This window comes from Halarsenatibacter silvermanii (assembly GCF_900103135.1).
In the GTDB taxonomy this organism is placed as follows: domain Bacteria; phylum Bacillota; class Halanaerobiia; order Halanaerobiales; family Halarsenatibacteraceae; genus Halarsenatibacter; species Halarsenatibacter silvermanii.
In genome coordinates this window covers 33,787-50,563 of record NZ_FNGO01000010.1, presented here as the reverse complement: position 1 = coordinate 50,563, position 16,777 = coordinate 33,787, and the positions used below count along the sequence as shown (strand labels likewise).

The 16,777-nt window shown below is 46.2% G+C and carries 16 protein-coding genes and 1 tRNA gene; 1 reads left to right on the top strand and 16 read right to left on the bottom strand.

Translation table 11 applies throughout. The features are described 5' to 3' along the window. Window positions 1–18 precede the first annotated feature (18 nt). From BLT15_RS06820 to BLT15_RS06775, 10 genes are all read right to left on the bottom strand, one after another. Window positions 19–2,238 carry an ATP-dependent helicase gene (locus BLT15_RS06820; RefSeq protein ID WP_089760035.1) on the bottom strand — a complete coding sequence of 740 codons (2,220 nt, stop codon included), beginning with the start codon at window positions 2,236–2,238 and terminating at the stop codon, window positions 19–21. Then, window positions 2,228–2,647 (bottom strand): GIY-YIG nuclease family protein, encoded by a 420-nt coding sequence (locus BLT15_RS06815; RefSeq protein ID WP_089760032.1) that lies wholly within the window; start codon window positions 2,645–2,647, stop codon window positions 2,228–2,230. The genes BLT15_RS06820 and BLT15_RS06815 overlap by 11 nt, the downstream gene beginning before the upstream one ends. Before the next feature lie 79 nt (window positions 2,648–2,726). After that, a complete protein-coding gene (gene hisIE, locus BLT15_RS06810; protein WP_089760135.1) occupies window positions 2,727–3,413 on the bottom strand; it encodes a bifunctional phosphoribosyl-AMP cyclohydrolase/phosphoribosyl-ATP diphosphatase HisIE in 687 nt (228 codons plus the stop codon). Beyond that, the gene (gene hisF / locus BLT15_RS06805; protein ID WP_089760030.1) at window positions 3,406–4,182 is read right to left on the bottom strand and encodes an imidazole glycerol phosphate synthase subunit HisF; all 777 of its coding nucleotides are present in this window, start codon (window positions 4,180–4,182) and stop codon (window positions 3,406–3,408) included. The genes hisIE and hisF overlap by 8 nt, the downstream gene beginning before the upstream one ends. A 1-nt stretch (window position 4,183) precedes the next feature. Continuing rightward, a complete protein-coding gene (hisA, locus tag BLT15_RS06800; protein ID WP_089760028.1) occupies window positions 4,184–4,897 on the bottom strand; it encodes a 1-(5-phosphoribosyl)-5-[(5-phosphoribosylamino)methylideneamino]imidazole-4-carboxamide isomerase in 714 nt (237 codons plus the stop codon). Continuing rightward, complete coding sequence (gene hisH / locus BLT15_RS06795) at window positions 4,875–5,579, bottom strand: imidazole glycerol phosphate synthase subunit HisH (RefSeq protein ID WP_234985532.1); 705 nt, start codon at window positions 5,577–5,579, stop codon at window positions 4,875–4,877. Before hisH ends, hisA begins: the two co-directional genes overlap by 23 nt. Then, a complete protein-coding gene (gene hisB / locus BLT15_RS06790) occupies window positions 5,512–6,111 on the bottom strand; it encodes an imidazoleglycerol-phosphate dehydratase HisB (RefSeq protein WP_089760024.1) in 600 nt (199 codons plus the stop codon). The genes hisH and hisB overlap by 68 nt, the downstream gene beginning before the upstream one ends. A 7-nt stretch (window positions 6,112–6,118) precedes the next feature. Continuing rightward, window positions 6,119–7,402: a histidinol dehydrogenase gene (gene hisD, locus BLT15_RS06785; RefSeq protein ID WP_089760022.1), complete on the bottom strand. Its 1,284-nt coding sequence runs from the start codon at window positions 7,400–7,402 to the stop codon at window positions 6,119–6,121. A gap of 2 nt (window positions 7,403–7,404) precedes the next feature. Continuing rightward, window positions 7,405–8,064 carry an ATP phosphoribosyltransferase gene (gene hisG, locus BLT15_RS06780; protein ID WP_089760020.1) on the bottom strand — a complete coding sequence of 220 codons (660 nt, stop codon included), beginning with the start codon at window positions 8,062–8,064 and terminating at the stop codon, window positions 7,405–7,407. After that, a complete protein-coding gene (locus tag BLT15_RS06775) occupies window positions 8,051–9,355 on the bottom strand; it encodes an ATP phosphoribosyltransferase regulatory subunit (protein ID WP_089760018.1) in 1,305 nt (434 codons plus the stop codon). Before BLT15_RS06775 ends, hisG begins: the two co-directional genes overlap by 14 nt. Before the next feature lie 162 nt (window positions 9,356–9,517). Between BLT15_RS06775 and BLT15_RS06770 the strand changes: the two genes are divergently transcribed. After that, window positions 9,518–9,594, top strand: a tRNA-Pro gene (locus tag BLT15_RS06770). Window positions 9,595–9,626: 32 nt separating this feature from the next. Here BLT15_RS06770 and BLT15_RS06765 read toward each other — a convergent pair. The 6 genes from BLT15_RS06765 to BLT15_RS06740 all read right to left on the bottom strand — a co-directional run bounded on the left by BLT15_RS06765 (window position 9,627) and on the right by BLT15_RS06740 (window position 16,774). Continuing rightward, the gene (locus BLT15_RS06765) at window positions 9,627–11,027 is read right to left on the bottom strand and encodes an NAD(P)/FAD-dependent oxidoreductase (RefSeq protein ID WP_089760016.1); all 1,401 of its coding nucleotides are present in this window, start codon (window positions 11,025–11,027) and stop codon (window positions 9,627–9,629) included. Window positions 11,028–11,130: 103 nt separating this feature from the next. Further along, window positions 11,131–11,421 carry a YerC/YecD family TrpR-related protein gene (locus tag BLT15_RS06760; RefSeq protein ID WP_089760014.1) on the bottom strand — a complete coding sequence of 97 codons (291 nt, stop codon included), beginning with the start codon at window positions 11,419–11,421 and terminating at the stop codon, window positions 11,131–11,133. 18 nt (window positions 11,422–11,439) lie between these two features. Then, window positions 11,440–12,990, bottom strand: coding sequence for a glutamine-hydrolyzing GMP synthase (gene guaA, locus BLT15_RS06755; RefSeq protein ID WP_089760011.1), 1,551 nt, complete (start codon window positions 12,988–12,990; stop codon window positions 11,440–11,442). Window positions 12,991–13,166: 176 nt separating this feature from the next. Then, window positions 13,167–14,828 (bottom strand): chaperonin GroEL, encoded by a 1,662-nt coding sequence (groL, locus tag BLT15_RS06750; protein WP_089760008.1) that lies wholly within the window; start codon window positions 14,826–14,828, stop codon window positions 13,167–13,169. Window positions 14,829–14,850: 22 nt separating this feature from the next. After that, complete coding sequence (locus BLT15_RS06745) at window positions 14,851–15,132, bottom strand: co-chaperone GroES (RefSeq protein ID WP_089760006.1); 282 nt, start codon at window positions 15,130–15,132, stop codon at window positions 14,851–14,853. Window positions 15,133–15,373: 241 nt separating this feature from the next. Next, window positions 15,374–16,774, bottom strand: coding sequence for a DUF512 domain-containing protein (locus BLT15_RS06740; RefSeq protein ID WP_089760003.1), 1,401 nt, complete (start codon window positions 16,772–16,774; stop codon window positions 15,374–15,376). Window positions 16,775–16,777: the final 3 nt, after the last annotated feature.

The window sequence follows — 16,777 nt, the reverse complement described above, 5'->3', positions numbered from 1 at the left end:
CACCTCTTGAGCAGCAACCTAATTTTTCTTTTCCAGCGGCGCATAACTCACCATCAGCTCTTTTTCATTGCCATCTGCAAAACGAACTTTTATCTTTTCGCCATACTGTCGGCTCCGGCTGACTTTAAGCACTTCTCCCTGACCGAATTCAGAATGCTGTACTATCTCCCCGGGCTGATATGAGGTATCTTCTGATGTTTTTTTATCTTCCCCACCGGTAAAAAGATTATCCAGAGCCTTATCAGCGGACTTCTGCAGCGAATCACTCCAGCCAGTTCCAGTTTCAAAAGAATCTTTTCTGCTGCCGCCCGGAATCTCACGCGTGGTGACATTACCATCGATTTCCGACAGAAAACGAGATGGTTCATAACGTTTGCGGCTGCCGTATCGGCGGCGCTTTTTGGCCCTGGTCAGATAGAGCTGCTGCTGAGCTCTGGTCATGCCCACATAACAGAGTCTTCTCTCCTCTTCGACTTCATCACTGTCTTCCAGGCAGTTTTCATGAGGAAAGATTCCCTCATCCATTCCTACCATAAATACCGCGGGAAATTCCAGTCCTTTGGCAGAATGAAGGGTCATCAATGTTACATGATCGGTACTGTCCTCCCACCTGTCTATATCTGACAGCAGCTTAACCTCCTCCAAAAAATCACCCAGGCCCCCCTCGTTATTTTTCTGGAGATACTCCCTGATAAGATTATGCAGCTCACCGATATTTTCGATCCTCTCTCTCGCTTTATCATCCTTCTGCCGTAGATCGTCCTTATATCCGGTCCTGCGAATTACAGCACTCATCAGATCGAGAACAGTACCTTCTTCATATCGTGCGCGAAGTTCCTCTATTAATTCGGCAAATTCTCTGACCCGACGCTCATAAGTGGTGGAAAGCCCGGGGATAACTTCAGGTTTGGAAATAGCTTCAAAAACCGATATATTATGTTCGGAGGCAAAGCTTTTGACTCTTTCCTGAGTTTTTCTGCCTATACCGCGCCGGGGAGTATTGATCACCCGCAGCAGGCTGGCTTCATCCTGAGGATTATAAACAAGGCGAAGATAGGCAAGCATATCTTTAATTTCCCGCCGCTCGTAAAACTTTAACCCTCCGACAATCTGATAGGGAATGTTCTTTTTCATAAAAACATCCTCCAGGCTGCGAGACTGAGAATTGGTACGGTAAAGCACAGCTATATCGCCGTAAGCAAAATTATCTTTTTTGATTAATCTATCCACTTCTTTTCCGACATACCTTGCTTCTCTCTTCCCTGATTCCAGTTCGGCAACCACTACATCACCACCTTTGCCCAGATCAGACCACAGGTCCTTTTCTTTGCGGCTGATATTGTTTTCGATGACGCTTTGGGCTGCCTGCAAAATTTTCTGCTGGGAGCGATAATTTCGTTCCAGCCTGATAACTTCAGCGCGGGGATAATCGCGCTCAAAATTTAATATATTACTGATGTCGGCACCTCTGAAACCGTATATACTCTGATCAGGGTCGCCGACAGCAAAAATATTTTCCTCTTCTCCTGTTAGATGCTGGCTCAGCCTGTACTGCGCGTTATTGACATCCTGATACTCGTCAATAAGCAAAAATCTATATTTTCTTTGATAATAACTCTTCACACGTTCATGGTCGCCGAAGAGCTGACAGCATTTCATGAGCAGATCATCGAAATCCAGTGCGTTGCTGGCTCTCATTCTTTTTTCGTATTCGCGATAAACTTCTGGAACGAGAGATTTTACTCGGCCTTCAGCACCGGCTTCATAATCTTCTGGACGCACCAGATCACTTTTGGCATTGCTGATTAAAACCGCAAGAAGGGACGGTTTGACCCTGCTGGAATCTATTTTTAAATCAGATAGGATTTCCTTGAGCAGGGCCCTCTGGTCGGCAGTATCGTAAATCACATAATTCGAATTGTAGCCAATTTTTTCGGCTTCTTTCCTGAGTATGCTGGCAGCAAAGGAATGAAAAGTTCCCACCCAGCTCTCTGGTCTGGCACCCAGAAGTGAGGCAGCTCTCTCCTTCATCTCATCGGCTGCCTTATTTGTAAAAGTTACGGCCAGAATCGTTTCCGGATCGATCCCATACTCTCCTATCAGGTAAGCCAATCTGTGGGTCAAAACCCGGGTTTTGCCGCTTCCCGCGCCCGCCAGAACGAGCGCCGGCCCCTGAAAATGTCTGACCGCTTTTTTTTGTGCAGGATTGAGATCTTTTAATATGTCTTTATTCCTCATCGACAACCAGCTCCTCTATTGTATCTTCGCTTAACTTTTCCTTGGAATGGAGAAGATGTGCTTCACAGCTGCAGTCGCTGGCGCCGAATCCAGAATTATAAATTTCAACATTCTCGATCGCCAGAAGTTCTTCGGCCAGTTTACATTCTAAGGCTGCAGATCCCTGCCAGGCATAAATGTCATAAAGAACTGTTTTTTCCAGCAGATAATCTATATGCCAGTGCTTATTGACAAATTTTTGTTTATGTCTTTCCAGTCGGGCATTTAAATTTTTCTGGGCGGTTCCAGAATAATAATAGTAGCCCGACCGAAAAACCTCTTTGCCTCTCGCCCCCACCTCTATTTTCAGGGGTTTAAAAACAAAAATTTCCAGCAAATAAACTCCGCTGTCAAAGGAAAAAAGCTGCAAATTACCACCCCTCAATCAAAATATGTACCTTTCCCTGTTTATATTTCTGGGTTCATTAGGACAATCCTCCCGCATTTTATCACTGGCGGAAACGCTCTCGCAATTCTGACAGAACACCTGCCAGTGAAAGGCCCTGTGAATTCAGCATAACCAGCAGATGATATATAAGATCGGCTGACTCACGATAGATCTCTTCCTCCTCGTTTTGGACAGCAGATAGAGCCAGTTCAACACCTTCCTCGCCCAATTTTTTGGCCATTTCTTCATCACCGGCCTCCAGCAGTTCGACCGTATATGAGCCATCAGGACGCTTTTCATCGCGGCTTGTGATTATTTCCCTCAGCTCGTCCAGAATCGAATAATCGAGCCTGTTCCGACCGGATTTTTCATCGAAATGGTGGGAGGTCTCGCTGAGCTCCCGGTAAAAACATGTTTCTTCACCAGTGTGGCAGGCCGGGCCGGCCGGTATTGCCTCCAGCAGCAGCGCATCAGCATCACAATCATATTTTATCCTTTGAACATATTGATAGTTTTCTGAAGTCTCACCCTTCAACCAGAGTTTCTGCCGGGAGCGGCTGAAAAAATGAGCTCTGCCATCTTCGATCGTTCTGCGCAGGGATTCCTCATTCATATAAGCCAGCATCAGCACATCTCCCGTGCGAATATCCTGAACAATGGCCGGCGCCAGGCCCCGGCTGTCAAAATCTATCATTTCGACCGGATCTTTCCTGTCGTTTTTTTCTGACTGATTGTTTTTATCAATCATTTTCATCACCATTTATAGGCCGTACAGCAACACCTTTTTCAGCCAGATATTCCTTGCACTCAGAAATAGTATAATCATTCTGATGCCAGATGGAAGCCGCCAGAGCAGCATCGGCCCTGCCCTCGGTAAAAGCTTCATATAAATGCCGGGGTGAACCTGCTCCTCCGCTGGCTATCACGGGAATAGACACATTTTCAGAAACTTCGGCCAGCATCTCCAAATCATATCCATCACGGGTGCCATCCCGGTCCATGCTGGTCAGCAATATTTCCCCTGCTCCTCTATTTTCAACTTCTTTCGCCCAATCCTCAAGCTTCCAGTCTGTGCGTTCGCTGCCGCCTCTGATATAAACCTGCCAGCCATCCTCTTCTCGGCGGGCATCGATGGCTACCACCACTGCCTGACTGCCCAGGAGTTCAGCCCCCCAGGAGATCAAATCAGGATTTTCTACCGCAGCCGTATTTATCGATACTTTGTCGGCTCCAGCTGCTATAAGCTCCCTCATCTTTTCCACAGTTCTGATCCCGCCGCCCACAGTGAAAGGTATAAATAATTTTTCGGCGGTTTCCCTTACTATATCCTTCATTATATCGCGTTCCTGCTTGCTGGCAGTAATATCCAGAAAGACCAGCTCATCCGCACCCTGCTCATTATAGTGAGCAGCCAGTTTGACGGGATCTCCCTGATCCTTTAAATCGACAAACTGTACTCCCTTGACAACCCTTCCCGCTTTGACATCGAGACATGGAATTAATCTTTTGGTCAGCATACTATTCATCATCCCACAGGTCTTCCGGTTCTATCTTCTCTTTATAGAGAGCAGTTCCCACAATCGCCCTATCTATACCGTGTTCTGCCAGTCTTTCGATCTCCTCAAGAGAAGAGATCCCCCCCGAAGCCGTAACCTCAATTTCATATCTGCCCACCGATTTTATCTCCTGAATATCAGGGCCTTCCAGAGTACCATCCTTATCAATATCGGTATAAATCAATCTTTCAACACCATGCTCTATTATTCTGGCCAGCTGAGTTTTAATACCGACACCACATTTTTCCTCCCAGCCCGAAATGGCCAGTTCGCCCTCTTCGGCATCAAGCGAAACAATAACTCTGTCTCCTCCAAATTCCTGAATCATCTCGCCGATCAGGTAGGGATTTTTGATGGCTGCAGTACCTATTATCACAGCATCGGCACCTGCCTGGAGATATTCTCGGGCGGTGCTTATGCTTCTTATCCCTCCTCCAACCTGAATTTTGACTTCTGGAAGGTCCTCCAGTATATTCATTATCAATCCCTTGTTGCCAGGATAACCCTCTCGAGCTCCATCTAAATCAACGATATGCAGTTCATCTGCTCCCTGTTCACAGAAATTTTTGGCTATAGCCAGCGGATCATCTTTCTCCACTTCCCGGCGGTCAAAATCTCCCTGATAAAGACTGACTGCTTTTCCATCGAGTATATCAACGGCGGGAATAACTTTCATTTTTTACCTCCTCTACGAAATTGCGCAAGAATTTCAGCCCGATGCTGCCGCTTTTTTCAGGATGAGGCTGAAGCGCGGTTATATTATCTTTTTTAACTGCTGATACAAACTCAATTCCCCGGTACCTACTGACAGCAAGTCTGTGCTGCTTTATGACACTGCTGATAGGCAGGTAATAGCTGTGTACAAAATAAAAATAAAAATTCTCCAGTCCACTGATCAGCCCGGTATTTTTCTCGAATTTGAGATCATTCCAGCCCATATGGGGCACTTTAGCCACTGTTTCTACGGGAAATAGCTTTGATTTTCCCGGCAGCAGCTCCAGGCCGGCAATTCCTTCCGCCTCCTCACTGCTCTCAAAGAGAAGCTGCATTCCAAGACATATACCCAGAAGATGTTTGCCCTTTTTCAGCTCAGAGCAAAGAGGCTCAACAAGATCTCTTTTCTCAAGGCCCTCCATGCCTGCAGCAAAAGAGCCAACACCTGGCAAAATCAACGCTTGAGCATCTTTTATCTCAATGGCGGAATCTACGACACTATTCTCGACTCCTAGCCCATTTAAAGCCCGGTGGACATTGCCCAGATTTCCCGCTCCATAATCAATTATGCCGAATTTAATTGTCTTTTCCCTCCTCCAGCTGCCCCTTGGTCGAGAGCGGCGTTTCATCCAGCCTCTTTTCATGTTTTAAAGCACTATCCAGAGCTCGGGCAGCCGCCTTAAAGCATGCTTCGGCCAGGTGATGAGCATTCCCGGTCCGTCGTACCAGGAGGTGAAGATTGAAAAATCCATGATCGGTTACACTGCAAAAAAACTCGTCCAGCAGTTCCAGCGGAAAACCATTAACCACCTTCCTATCAGCGGATATATTGCCCTGATAGTAGGATCTCCCTCCCAGATCTACGGCCGCCTGCAGCAGTACATCATCCATCGGCAAAAGGACATCACCATAACGGGTTATGCCTCCCCTGCTGCCCAGACATTCATTCAGGGCTCTACCCAGAACTATGCCAGTATCTTCAACTGTATGATGGTAATCAACTTCGAGATCACCGTCCGCTTTTACCTCCAGGTCCATAAATCCATGCCTGCCGAATAATTCCAGCATATGGTCAAAAAAACCTATACCGGTATTGATTCTGGTATTTCCTTCTCCATAGATATCGAGCTTCACCTCGATATCGGTTTCAGACGTCTCTCTTTTGAAGGTTTTCATATGAGCTCTATTCACCTCCCATAAGTCTGAGCGAAACAGAACGGGCATGAGCGGGCAGACCTTCAGCGTCAGCAATTCTGATCACATCTTCTCCTATCTCCTCGAGCTCCGAGCGGGAAAATGAAACTCTACCGCTGCTTTTAATAAAATCATTAACTCCCAGCGGAGAAAAAAAGCGGGCTGATCCAGAAGTAGGAAGGACATGGTTGGGGCCGGCAATATAATCTCCAGCTGCTTCAGGAGTCCAGCTCCCCAGAAATATCGAACCTGCCTGCTCTATAGACCCCAGCAGCGCATGGGGATTTTCAGTCTGAATTTCCAGGTGTTCGGGGGCGTAATCATTGGACAATTCAACCGCCTGATCAAGATTTTCAACTTCTATAAACATACCGTAATCATCCAGCGCAGCTCTAGCCCGGGAAGCCGTGGAGATTTCTGCCAGCTGATCTTCTAGTTCTTCTTCTACGGCGGCAAAAACATCCGCAGAAGACGAGATAACAGCAGTTCTTGCCTCTTCGTCATGTTCAGCCTGGGCCAGCATATCGGCGGCTATAAACTCAGCTCTGCTGGCCTCATCTGCTATAATCAAAACTTCGCTGGGACCGGCCAGCATATCAATATCGACAAAGCCATAAAGAAGTTTTTTGGCCATGGTTACAAATTTATTGCCCGGACCGACAATTTTATCCACCGGATTTATTGTTTCAGTCCCCAGGGCCAGTGCGGCAACTGCCTGAGCTCCGCCAATTCTATAAACTTCATCGACCCCACACATGGATAAAGCTTTAGCTGTGACCGGATTTATATTTCCCTCCTGATCAGGAGGGGTGACTGCTACCAGCTTATCGACCCCAGCTATACTGGCCGGCACGGCTGTCATCATAACCGAACTGGGATAGGCAGCTTTGCCGCCGGGTATATACAATCCCGCTCTTTTGAGCGGTGTTATTTCCTCGCCTACACGGCCGGAAAGTTCGGGATGTATCCATCCAGCTCTTCCCTGCAGGGCATAATACTTTTGGAGTCTTTGATAGGCTCGCTCCAGAGACTTTTTCAGCTTTTCCGAAATTTCCTCCTCGCCTTCAAGCTCATCAGCAGAAACCCTCAAACTCTCCAGTTCAGCCCCATCATATTTTCGAGTGAGAGAGAAAAGAGCCTTATCACCACCGGTCTGCACCTGATCTATTATATCGCTCACTTTTTTATTTAGTCCAGTATCGAAGTTAAATTTGCGCTCCTCAAGATAATTTCTGATTTCTCCTTCATCCTGTGGATATCTCAGTTTTTTCATAATCAATTATCACCCGTTTTTTTCAGATATTTCTCCAGCTGCCGTGATAATCTATCTATTGCTGTGGCCTTGGTCCGGTAACTGGCTTCATTGACGACAAGCCGCACTGAAGAAGAAAGTATTTCAGCTATCGGTGAAAGATCATTTTTGCGCAGAGTGGTTCCAGTGGAAGTTATATCAACTATTATATCGGCCAGGTCGACCTGAGGCGCCAATTCCACTGAGCCATTTAATTCGATGATTTCAGCTTTGATGTTCTTATCCCGGAAGAATTTTTCAGCGATGCCGGGGTAGGAAGTTGCCACCCTGGTGTTATCCTTTATATCTTCTAATGTATTTACGTCCATATCGTTCGGCACCGCCACCACAAGATCACAGGTTCCTATTTCCAGATCGAGCAGTTCATAGAGACGTCTTTCCTTTTCGGCTATGACATCTTTGCCTGTAAAACCGATATCGGCAGCACCGTGTTCTACGTAAGCCGGTACATCGGCCGGTTTGGCCAGCAAAAATAAATTACCGGTTCCGGAAACCTCCTGGACCAGCTCGCGTGAGAGCTTCGAGATATTCTGCGAATCATCCAGCAGATCCGTATTGAGACAGGCTTTTACCACTTCATCATAAAGTCTTCCTTTGGGAATGGCTATTTTAAGAGATTCCATCGACATATTCAATCACCTCTGCCCGCGAGAATTTGCGCGAATTCTCCGCAGAACCAGATTCGGCCCTCTTCTCTCGATCAAAAGAACTTTTCCAGCAGTTGAAAGGCTTCTCAGAACTATTATCCACCTCGATAATCATCTTGCATTTTTTCTGAGCTGCTTCTCCGACCAATTTCTCGCTGTTTTCTAAAATCACAGCATAACCGAGTTCCTGCAAATCTTCTGCGATATTCACAGAAGTTTTAAGCGAGGAAAGATCCTGACATCTGAGCAGAATTTTTTCCTGCCTGTCATTATCGGTTAAACACAGTTTTTCTTTGACCAGCCTCAATCTCTCAATTCCCATAGCAAAACCGCGGGCAGGTATTTTTTCGCCCCCCAGACTTTTTATTAATCTGTCATATCTGCCTCCGCCGCAGATGTTATAACCGAGATCGGGGCTCATGATTTCAAAGACCATTCCCGAATAATAATCCAGGTTTCTGGTCAGAGCCAGATCATACGAGACTTTTTCGATCAAACCGAGATTTTTCAGACCGCGATGGATTTTGCGAAGCTGCTGTACGGAAGTGCATTCGCGTACCGGCATCAATTCCTCGGCTGCATTTAAAACCTTACAGCCTCCTCTAAGATCCAGCAGCTTCATGAGTCTGTCCGCTGCATCGGAGTTTAGCTGCCTGCAGGCCTGACGGTAACTAACAAGATCTCTCCTGGCTAGAGCGCCGCTGATCTCTGCCGATTTCTTCGGAGATATATCCAGCTCGTTCAAAAGCTGATCCAGAAATCCTATATGGCCGATCTCCAGCCGATAATTGTCGACCTCACAGTTTAGCAACACCTTCTGGGCCAGCATTAAGATTTCAACATCGGCAAACTTATTAGCCCCCAAAAATTCGGCTCCCAGCTGATAAATCTCTCTTTTTTTGCCGCTCTGTATAGTTTCATGGCGATAGACCGGAGCAAAATACTGATATCGCCCGGGAAATTCTTCGCATTTCCCCTCGCCCACCAGCCTTTCTGCAATAGCAGCTGTCATTTCCGGCCTCAGGACAAGAATTTCTCCTCGATAATCCACCAGCTTGTAATACTGCCGTACATTTTCATCGCTCAATCCCTTTGAAACGGTATCGTAGGGCAGCATGGCAGGAACAAAAATAGATTGATATCCCCAATTTTTCAATACTTCCCTGCCTTTTTTAGCCAGGCTGGTTATAACTTCAGCCTGCTCGGGCAGGTAAAATCTCATCCCCTCGGGTAATTTTCTTTCTATAGATTTCAGGCTATCTTTCATTCAGAATACCTCCAGCTCAACTTAACTTATGAGCAAAAATTATTTTTTTCACTTTGCCGAATCATTTTAATAAAGAAAATAACACAGCCGCTTTCATCTGTCAAGCTTAATGGACGCTGCTCTTGCAATAGTCTGCCGCGGATGATAAAATACTAGTGGTATCTGGCTATGGCGCAGTTTGGTAGCGCGCTTGCTTCGGGAGCAAGAGGTCCCGGGTTCAAATCCCGGTAGCCAGACCATTTTTTTATTTTGAATATCAAAATCTCTCTTTTCATCCTCGCCTGCTTATTTCACGAGCAATGATCAACCCCGCCACCGATGCCTGCATGAGACCTCTTGTAATTCCTGCTCCATCTCCTCCGGCAAATAAGTTTTCTACATGCGTTTCCAGCTCCGGAGACACTTCCAGGCGCGAGGAATAAAATTTAGCCTCAACCCCGTACAACAGGGTGTCCTTGGAATAAATCCCGGGAGCTAAATCGTCCAGAGCTTTCAGCATCTCTTTTAAGCCTGTGAGATGTCGATGAGGAAATACCAAACTGAGATCTCCTGCTGTGGCTTCTTTCAGAGTCGGATCTACTATACTTCTAGAAATGCGTTCTTTTGTCGATCTTCTCCCCTCGAGAAGATCTCCCAGCCTTTGAACAAGCACACCGGCTCCCAGAAGATTCGCCAGCTTGGCTATGGCCCGGCCGTAAGTATGAGGTTCTTTAAATGGTTCTGTGAAGGTTTTGCTGACCAGCAGAGCAAAATTGGAATTATCAGTCTCGATATCCGAATGAGTATGGCCGTTTACCGTTATAAGCCCTCGATTGTTCTCGCTCACGACTTCGCCTCCCGGACACATGCAAAAAGTGCGCACCCTGTCATCAAAAGTGGGAGTATGATAGATGAGCTTTGATTCATACAGTTCATCGGTAAGGGGACGAGCTATCGAAGCCGGGGTTTCCACCCGAACTCCTATATCAACAGGATTTAAAGAAGTATTGAGCTCGAGTTTATCTATCTCCTGTGCCAGCCAGGTAGCATTTTCTCTTCCGGGGGCCACCGTCACAAAATCTGCTTTGATCTCATCACCGCTTTCCAGTCTGACTCCGGCAGCCCTCTCTTCATTTTCTCCGGTCAAAATCTCGGTGACTCTGGTTTGAAACCTGATTTCAACTCCTCTATCCAGCAGATAATCTCGCATCTCTCTCAAAACTTCTTTGCTGTAACCTGTTCCCAGGTGACGCAGTCGGGCGGGTATAAATTTCAGTCCGGCCCGGGCTGCCTTATCTTTAAACTCCTCTTCTTTTTTCTCACTTATCCCAAAAATTCTGTCCGGGGCCCCAAATTTTAAATATTTATCATCAGCATAATCTATTAGAGATTCCAACTTCTCCTGACCGATATATTCTTCCAGGTTTCCGCCCACATCGGAGGATAGGGAGAGTTTGCCATCGCTGTAAGCTCCAGCTCCTCCCCAGCCGGAAACCACAGCACAGGAAACGCATTCAAAACATCCTTCTCCGCTGCCCGGTTTTTCTTTCATGGGACAGCTGCGGCTGTCAATGTCCTTTCCTTTTTCCACAATCAATATTTCACAGTCAGTTTCCTGTTCTACCAGTTCCAGAGCCGTAAATATTCCTGTCGGTCCCGATCCAACTATGACAACGTCGTATTTTTCAGCCATTATTAACCTCCTGAGATCTGATAATTTCTGAAGAATTTATAATGCAATTAAAACGAGCCCGTCCGTGATGAGACGGGCATTTAAGTTGCATAATATATACTCCTCACTCCAGATCCAACCTATCCAGTATAAGATTGTAACCGCCTGTTCCGTATTCCAGAGCTCTTTTAACCCTGCTGATAGTGGCAGTGCTCACTCCTGTCTTTTCCACAATCTTTTCGTAGGTCGCTCCCTTCTGCAGCAGTCTGGCCACTTCCAGCCGCTGAGAAAGCGACTCTATCTCACCTACGGTAGCTATGTCCCGGAAAAATTTGTAGCACTCCTCCTCATCTTCCAGATAAAGGACGGCTCGAAAAAGTTGTTCGGTAAGCTCACCCTCTATTTCGTCAACCATATTTTTATCTCCTTTCTTTTATTCCCACTCGATCGTGGCGGGAGGCTTTGAACTCACATCATATACCACCCTGTTTATCTGTTCCATTTCGTTGACGATTCTGCCCGCTATTTTGTCCAGCAGCTCGTGCGGAATTTTAACCCAGTCGGCCGTCATAGCTTCTTCACTGTCCACAGCCCTCAGAATAATGGGATAACCATAAGTGCGGGTATCTCCCATAACTCCTACCGATTTCATGTCAGGAAGTACTGCAAAAGACTGCCATACCTTATCCGAGATTCCGGAATTTTGCAATTCCTCTCTAAAGATGTAATCAGCCTTACGGAGAAGAGCCAGTTTTTCTCTGGTAACCTCACCAATAACCCTTATAGCCAGACCTGGTCCCGGAAAAGGCTGACGCCAGACAACATCCTCCGGCAGCCCCAGTTCTTCCCCTATCCTTCTCACTTCATCCTTAAAAAATTCGCGCAGCGGTTCCAGCAGGTTGAGCTCCATGCGTTCCGGCAGTCCACCCACATTATGATGGGATTTTATGAGAGCTGCATTCTGGTCGAGTCCGCTCTCAATTACATCGGAATAAATAGTGCCCTGGGCCAGATGAGTGACATTCTCTAAATCCTCCGCCTCCTGCTCGAAAACTTTGATGAATTCACGCCCAATAATATTTCTTTTTTCTTCAGGATCGCTTACTCCCTCCAGCTGTCCGAGAAATCTTTGTGAAGCATCGATGAATTTTATGGGAAACTCAAAAACCTGAGAAAAACTCTTTTTAACCTGTTCAGCTTCTCCCTGACGCAGCAGCCCATGATCTATAAATATGCCGGTAAGTCTGTCACCGACCGCCTCCTGAATCAGGGCAGCTGCTACCGAAGAATCAACTCCGCCTGAAAGCCCGATTAGAACATTAGCATCATCATCTAAAACAGATTTTATCTGCTCCACTCTATCCTGAACGATATCGCTGATCTGCCAGTTTTCTTCCAGACCACATATATCAAAAATAAAATTGGCGAGAATATCGCTGCCTCTTTCCGTATGGGTGACTTCGGGATGAAATTGCACACCATAAAGATTTTTCTGGCGGTCAGCCATGGCTACGATCGGCACACTAGCTGTTTCAGCCAGAATCTCAAAGTCTTCAGGTTCTTTAACCACACTGTCACCATGACTCATCCAGGCCGTAAAAACTTCTCCCCGCTCAAATATATCCTCAAATAAAACGTCTGTATCTATAATTTTAACTTCAGCACGCCCATATTCTGAAAGAGAGCCATCTTCAATCCTGCCGCCCGGCAGGATTTCAGCCATCAACTGCATACCATAACAAATTCCCAGAACGGGCTTCCCAAGATCAAAGAAGCTTTGATCCAAAACCGGAGCGCCCTCTTCCTGTACGCTGTCCGGCCCTCCTGAAAGAATAATTCCCTTAACCCGTTGAGAAGAACATAAATCATATGCATTTTCAGGATCGACGATTTCGCAGTAAACACCAAGCTCCCTGATTTTCCGGGCGATCAACCTCACATATTGTCCCCCAAAATTTATGACTGCCAGTTTATCCCGTTCCATATTTTCCCCTTTCTATTCCAGCCGGTTTAATATACTCCAGTATAAAATTATACCATACTACCCCTAAATAAGCAAAAGAGGCGTCCCTTCTCCAGACGGAAGAAGGGACGCCTCTGAATTCATTTCTTGATTTTTCTTCCCGACTGAAAACCGTCGGGAGGTAAAGATGAGCGGCTTTACATCATGCCGCCCATGCCTCCGCCCATGCCGCCGGGCATACCGCCGCCGGGGGCTCCACCAGGAGCACCGCCGTTATCATCATCTTCGTCGGCCTTGTCGGCGACAAGGCATTCGGTGGTAAGCAGCATTCCGACTGCACTGCCAGCATTCTGCAGGGCAGAACGGGTTACTTTGGCAGGATCAATGATACCAGCGGAGATCATATCGGTGAACTCACCGCTCATAACATCAAAGCCTACGCCTTCTTCTTTCTCCTTCAACCTTTCGACTATGATGGATCCTTCGAATCCGGCATTATCGGAGATATGATACGCCGGAGATTCCAGAGCTTTTCTGACGATCTCCGCACCTGTCTCTTCATCTTCATTATCGAATTCGAGCTCTTCAAGAGCAGGCAGAGCATGCAGGAATGTTGCGCCTCCGCCCGGTACAAGCCCTTCTTCAACAGCAGCTCTGGTAGCGGAGAGAGCATCTTCAATGCGGTGCTTTTTCTCTTTCAGTTCGGTCTCAGTAGCGGCACCAACATTTATTACGGCTACGCCGCCTGCCAGCTTGGCCAGACGCTCTTCCAGTTTTTCTCTATCAAAGTCAGAATCAGATGCTTCGATTTGCTTTCTGATTGTATTGATTCTGTTCTTAATTTCATCCTTGTCACCCTTGCCTTCGACGATGGTGGTATCGTCTTCGGTGACAGTTACTTTGTTGGCTTCACCCAGCATACTGATATCGGCGTTTTCGAGCTTTAGGCCGAGATCTTCAGTGATAAGCTGTCCACCGGTGAGCACAGCAATATCTTCCAGCATGGACTTTCTACGATCGCCAAATCCAGGAGCTTTTACTGCTACGCAATCAAATGTGCCCCGAATTTTGTTTACAACCAGTGTGGCCAGAGCTTCCCCTTCGACATCATCGGCTATGATCAGCAGTTCTCTGCCGGATTGAGCTACGTTTTCGAGCAGCGGCAGGATATCCTGAATGCTGGAAATTTCTTCATCGGTGATGAGAATGTAGGGATCTTCCATGGAAGCTTCCATGGTTTCAGTGTCAGAGACCATGTAAGGGGAGAGATAGCCCCGATCGAACTGCATTCCTTCTACTACATCCATCGAGGTCCCCATGCTCTTAGACTCTTCAACGGAAATTACTCCGTCCTGGCCAACTTTTTCCATGGCACCAGCTATAAGCTCTCCAACTTCTTCGTCATCGGCCGAAATTGCTGCTATCTGAGATACAGCTTCACGACCTTCAACAGGCTCGCTGATTCTGCCTATCTCTTCTATGATGCAGTCAACTGCTTTATCTATGCCATCTTTGAGCTGCATGGGATTGGCACCAGCAGCCACATTTTTCAGTCCTTCTTTAAAGATTGCTTCTGCCAGAACGGTGGCTGTTGTAGTACCGTCTCCAGCTGCATCGTTTGTTTTAGTGGCTACCTCTTTTACAGTTTGCACGCCCATGTTCTCAAAATTATCTTCAACCTCGATCTCCCGGGCTATGCTGACTCCATCATTTGTGATAGAAGGAGAACCGAAGCTCTCCTCGAGTACTACGTTTCTACCTTTTGGACCCAGAGTAATTTTTATCGAACTGGCCAGAGTATCCACTCCATCTTCCAGAGCTCTTCTTGCTTCTTCACCGAACTTTAATTCCTTGGCCATATGTATCCCTCCTTAAATTTTTTTATTCAATTACTGCCAGTACGTCTTCCAGACTCAAAATAACGTATTCTGCGTCGTCAACATTAACTTCGGTTCCAGCGAATTTGTCGAATACAACTGTATCGCCGATCTCTACTGTAGGTGTATCCTCGGCGTCGCATCCCTCTCCTTTGGCAACTACCTGACCCTGCTGCGGCTTCTCTTCTTTAGCTGTGTCGGGCAGAACGATGCCGCTTTCGGTGGTCTCTTCTTCTGGTTCTTCATATTTTACTGCAACTCGATCGCTTAACGGTCTCAATCTCATTAGCATATACCCCCTTTAATATTTTATTGCTACCAGCAATTACTGGCACACTTGACTACTCTAGCTTTTATTAGCACTCATCCAGATCGAGTGCTAACAAATCCATTTTATATAATAATGGAGTTATTAATATAAATCAAGGGTTAATTATAGAGATTATTAGTTATCAAAAGTGTTTGTATGCCAATTACTCCATATTACTCGACTATTCGCCCACAAACTTTCAAATGCTTATTTAAGATCATATGAAGTAAACCGGGGCCGGGAGTCTTCTCTCCAGTTCTCCGCGATGTTCCCCCAGCAGATCTTCCCCCCGGTGATCAAACATGCTGTCAGATAAAAATATAGAATCAGGAGAAAACCGACAAATTTTTTCCTTATTTTTCAAGACATCGCTAATAACAAGCAGCCCAGCAGCCTCAATATTTCCTCCAAAAAATTGCGGCCTGACCGTCATCATTTTGTAATCTGTACTCTCTCCTGTTTCCTCATTTAACTTATTTTTCAGCAGTCTTATGCGGGTTTTGGCAGCCGGAGCAGTTATCAGCAGATGCAGACTGTTTTCACGGGAATATCTTTTTATTTCGCAAAAATAGGCCGGAGATATATCACGGGCCATTATCACCCCCGGCCCTACTTCTTCATATTGAAATGAATCGGGATTTACTTCTCCGGGTTTTACCTTTTTCTGCAGAATTTCATTTTCGCCGTGAACGTTCCTTTTGATTTCAAGCTCAAAAGTTTCCTGCCGGCGCAGATGATTCTTCAATAATGAAAAGGCCTCAACCCGTGAAAATGGTTGGTTTTCGGCTACCGATTCAATAATATCTCCTCTTTTGAGGCCGATTGTGGCCGCAGGGCTGTCAAATTTCACCCCGACAATTCTGGCCTGAAGATCATAGACCGGCCGGGGTTCAAAAATTATAGGAGTTGTAAACTCCCCACGCCAGCTTTCCAGTTTCTTCATGAACGACTCGGGTTTAAAATCCAGCTTTTCAGCTTTATCACTTTTAATCCTGCTCGTATAACCAGGACGGAAAATTCTCACATGCTGGATACAGGAAGTTCTATCCATGATTTCCAGAGATCTTTTAAGTTCTTTCCAGCCCGCCAGTTTGGGCAGAGCGACCAGGCTTCCCGTGCAGGGGAGATTAATTTGGTTTAAATCATGTAAAACAGCTTCGATACTGCGAAATCCTCCATCCCTTAAATAATCAGCTCTCAAATCAGAGGAAATAAAATTGAGAGAAATACAAAGTTTGAGAGGGCGCATTCGGGCCAGATATTCTATATCTTCTCTTTTCAAAAGCACACCCGAAGTTGTTATGTTGATAGGTGTTTTGGGGAATTTACTTCTTAGGTGGGCAATCACTTCCCGCCAGCCAGGATGACAGAAAGGCTCTCCTTCTTCGATGCGGGAAGCAGATTCGCCTATGATTATCCGATGAGAACCATCCAAAAATTCGCTGAGATCTAATATTCTATCCCTATCAATATGGCCCGGAGAAAGAGTTTTAACTTCGGAAGGTTGAAATTTGTGGCTGCAAAAATAACAGTCAAGAGGGCAGTTAGAAGTCAGGGGCAGAATATTTTGCTCCTGAACACTGCGATAAAGAAATTCCAGGTATAGGCCCTGCTTCATATT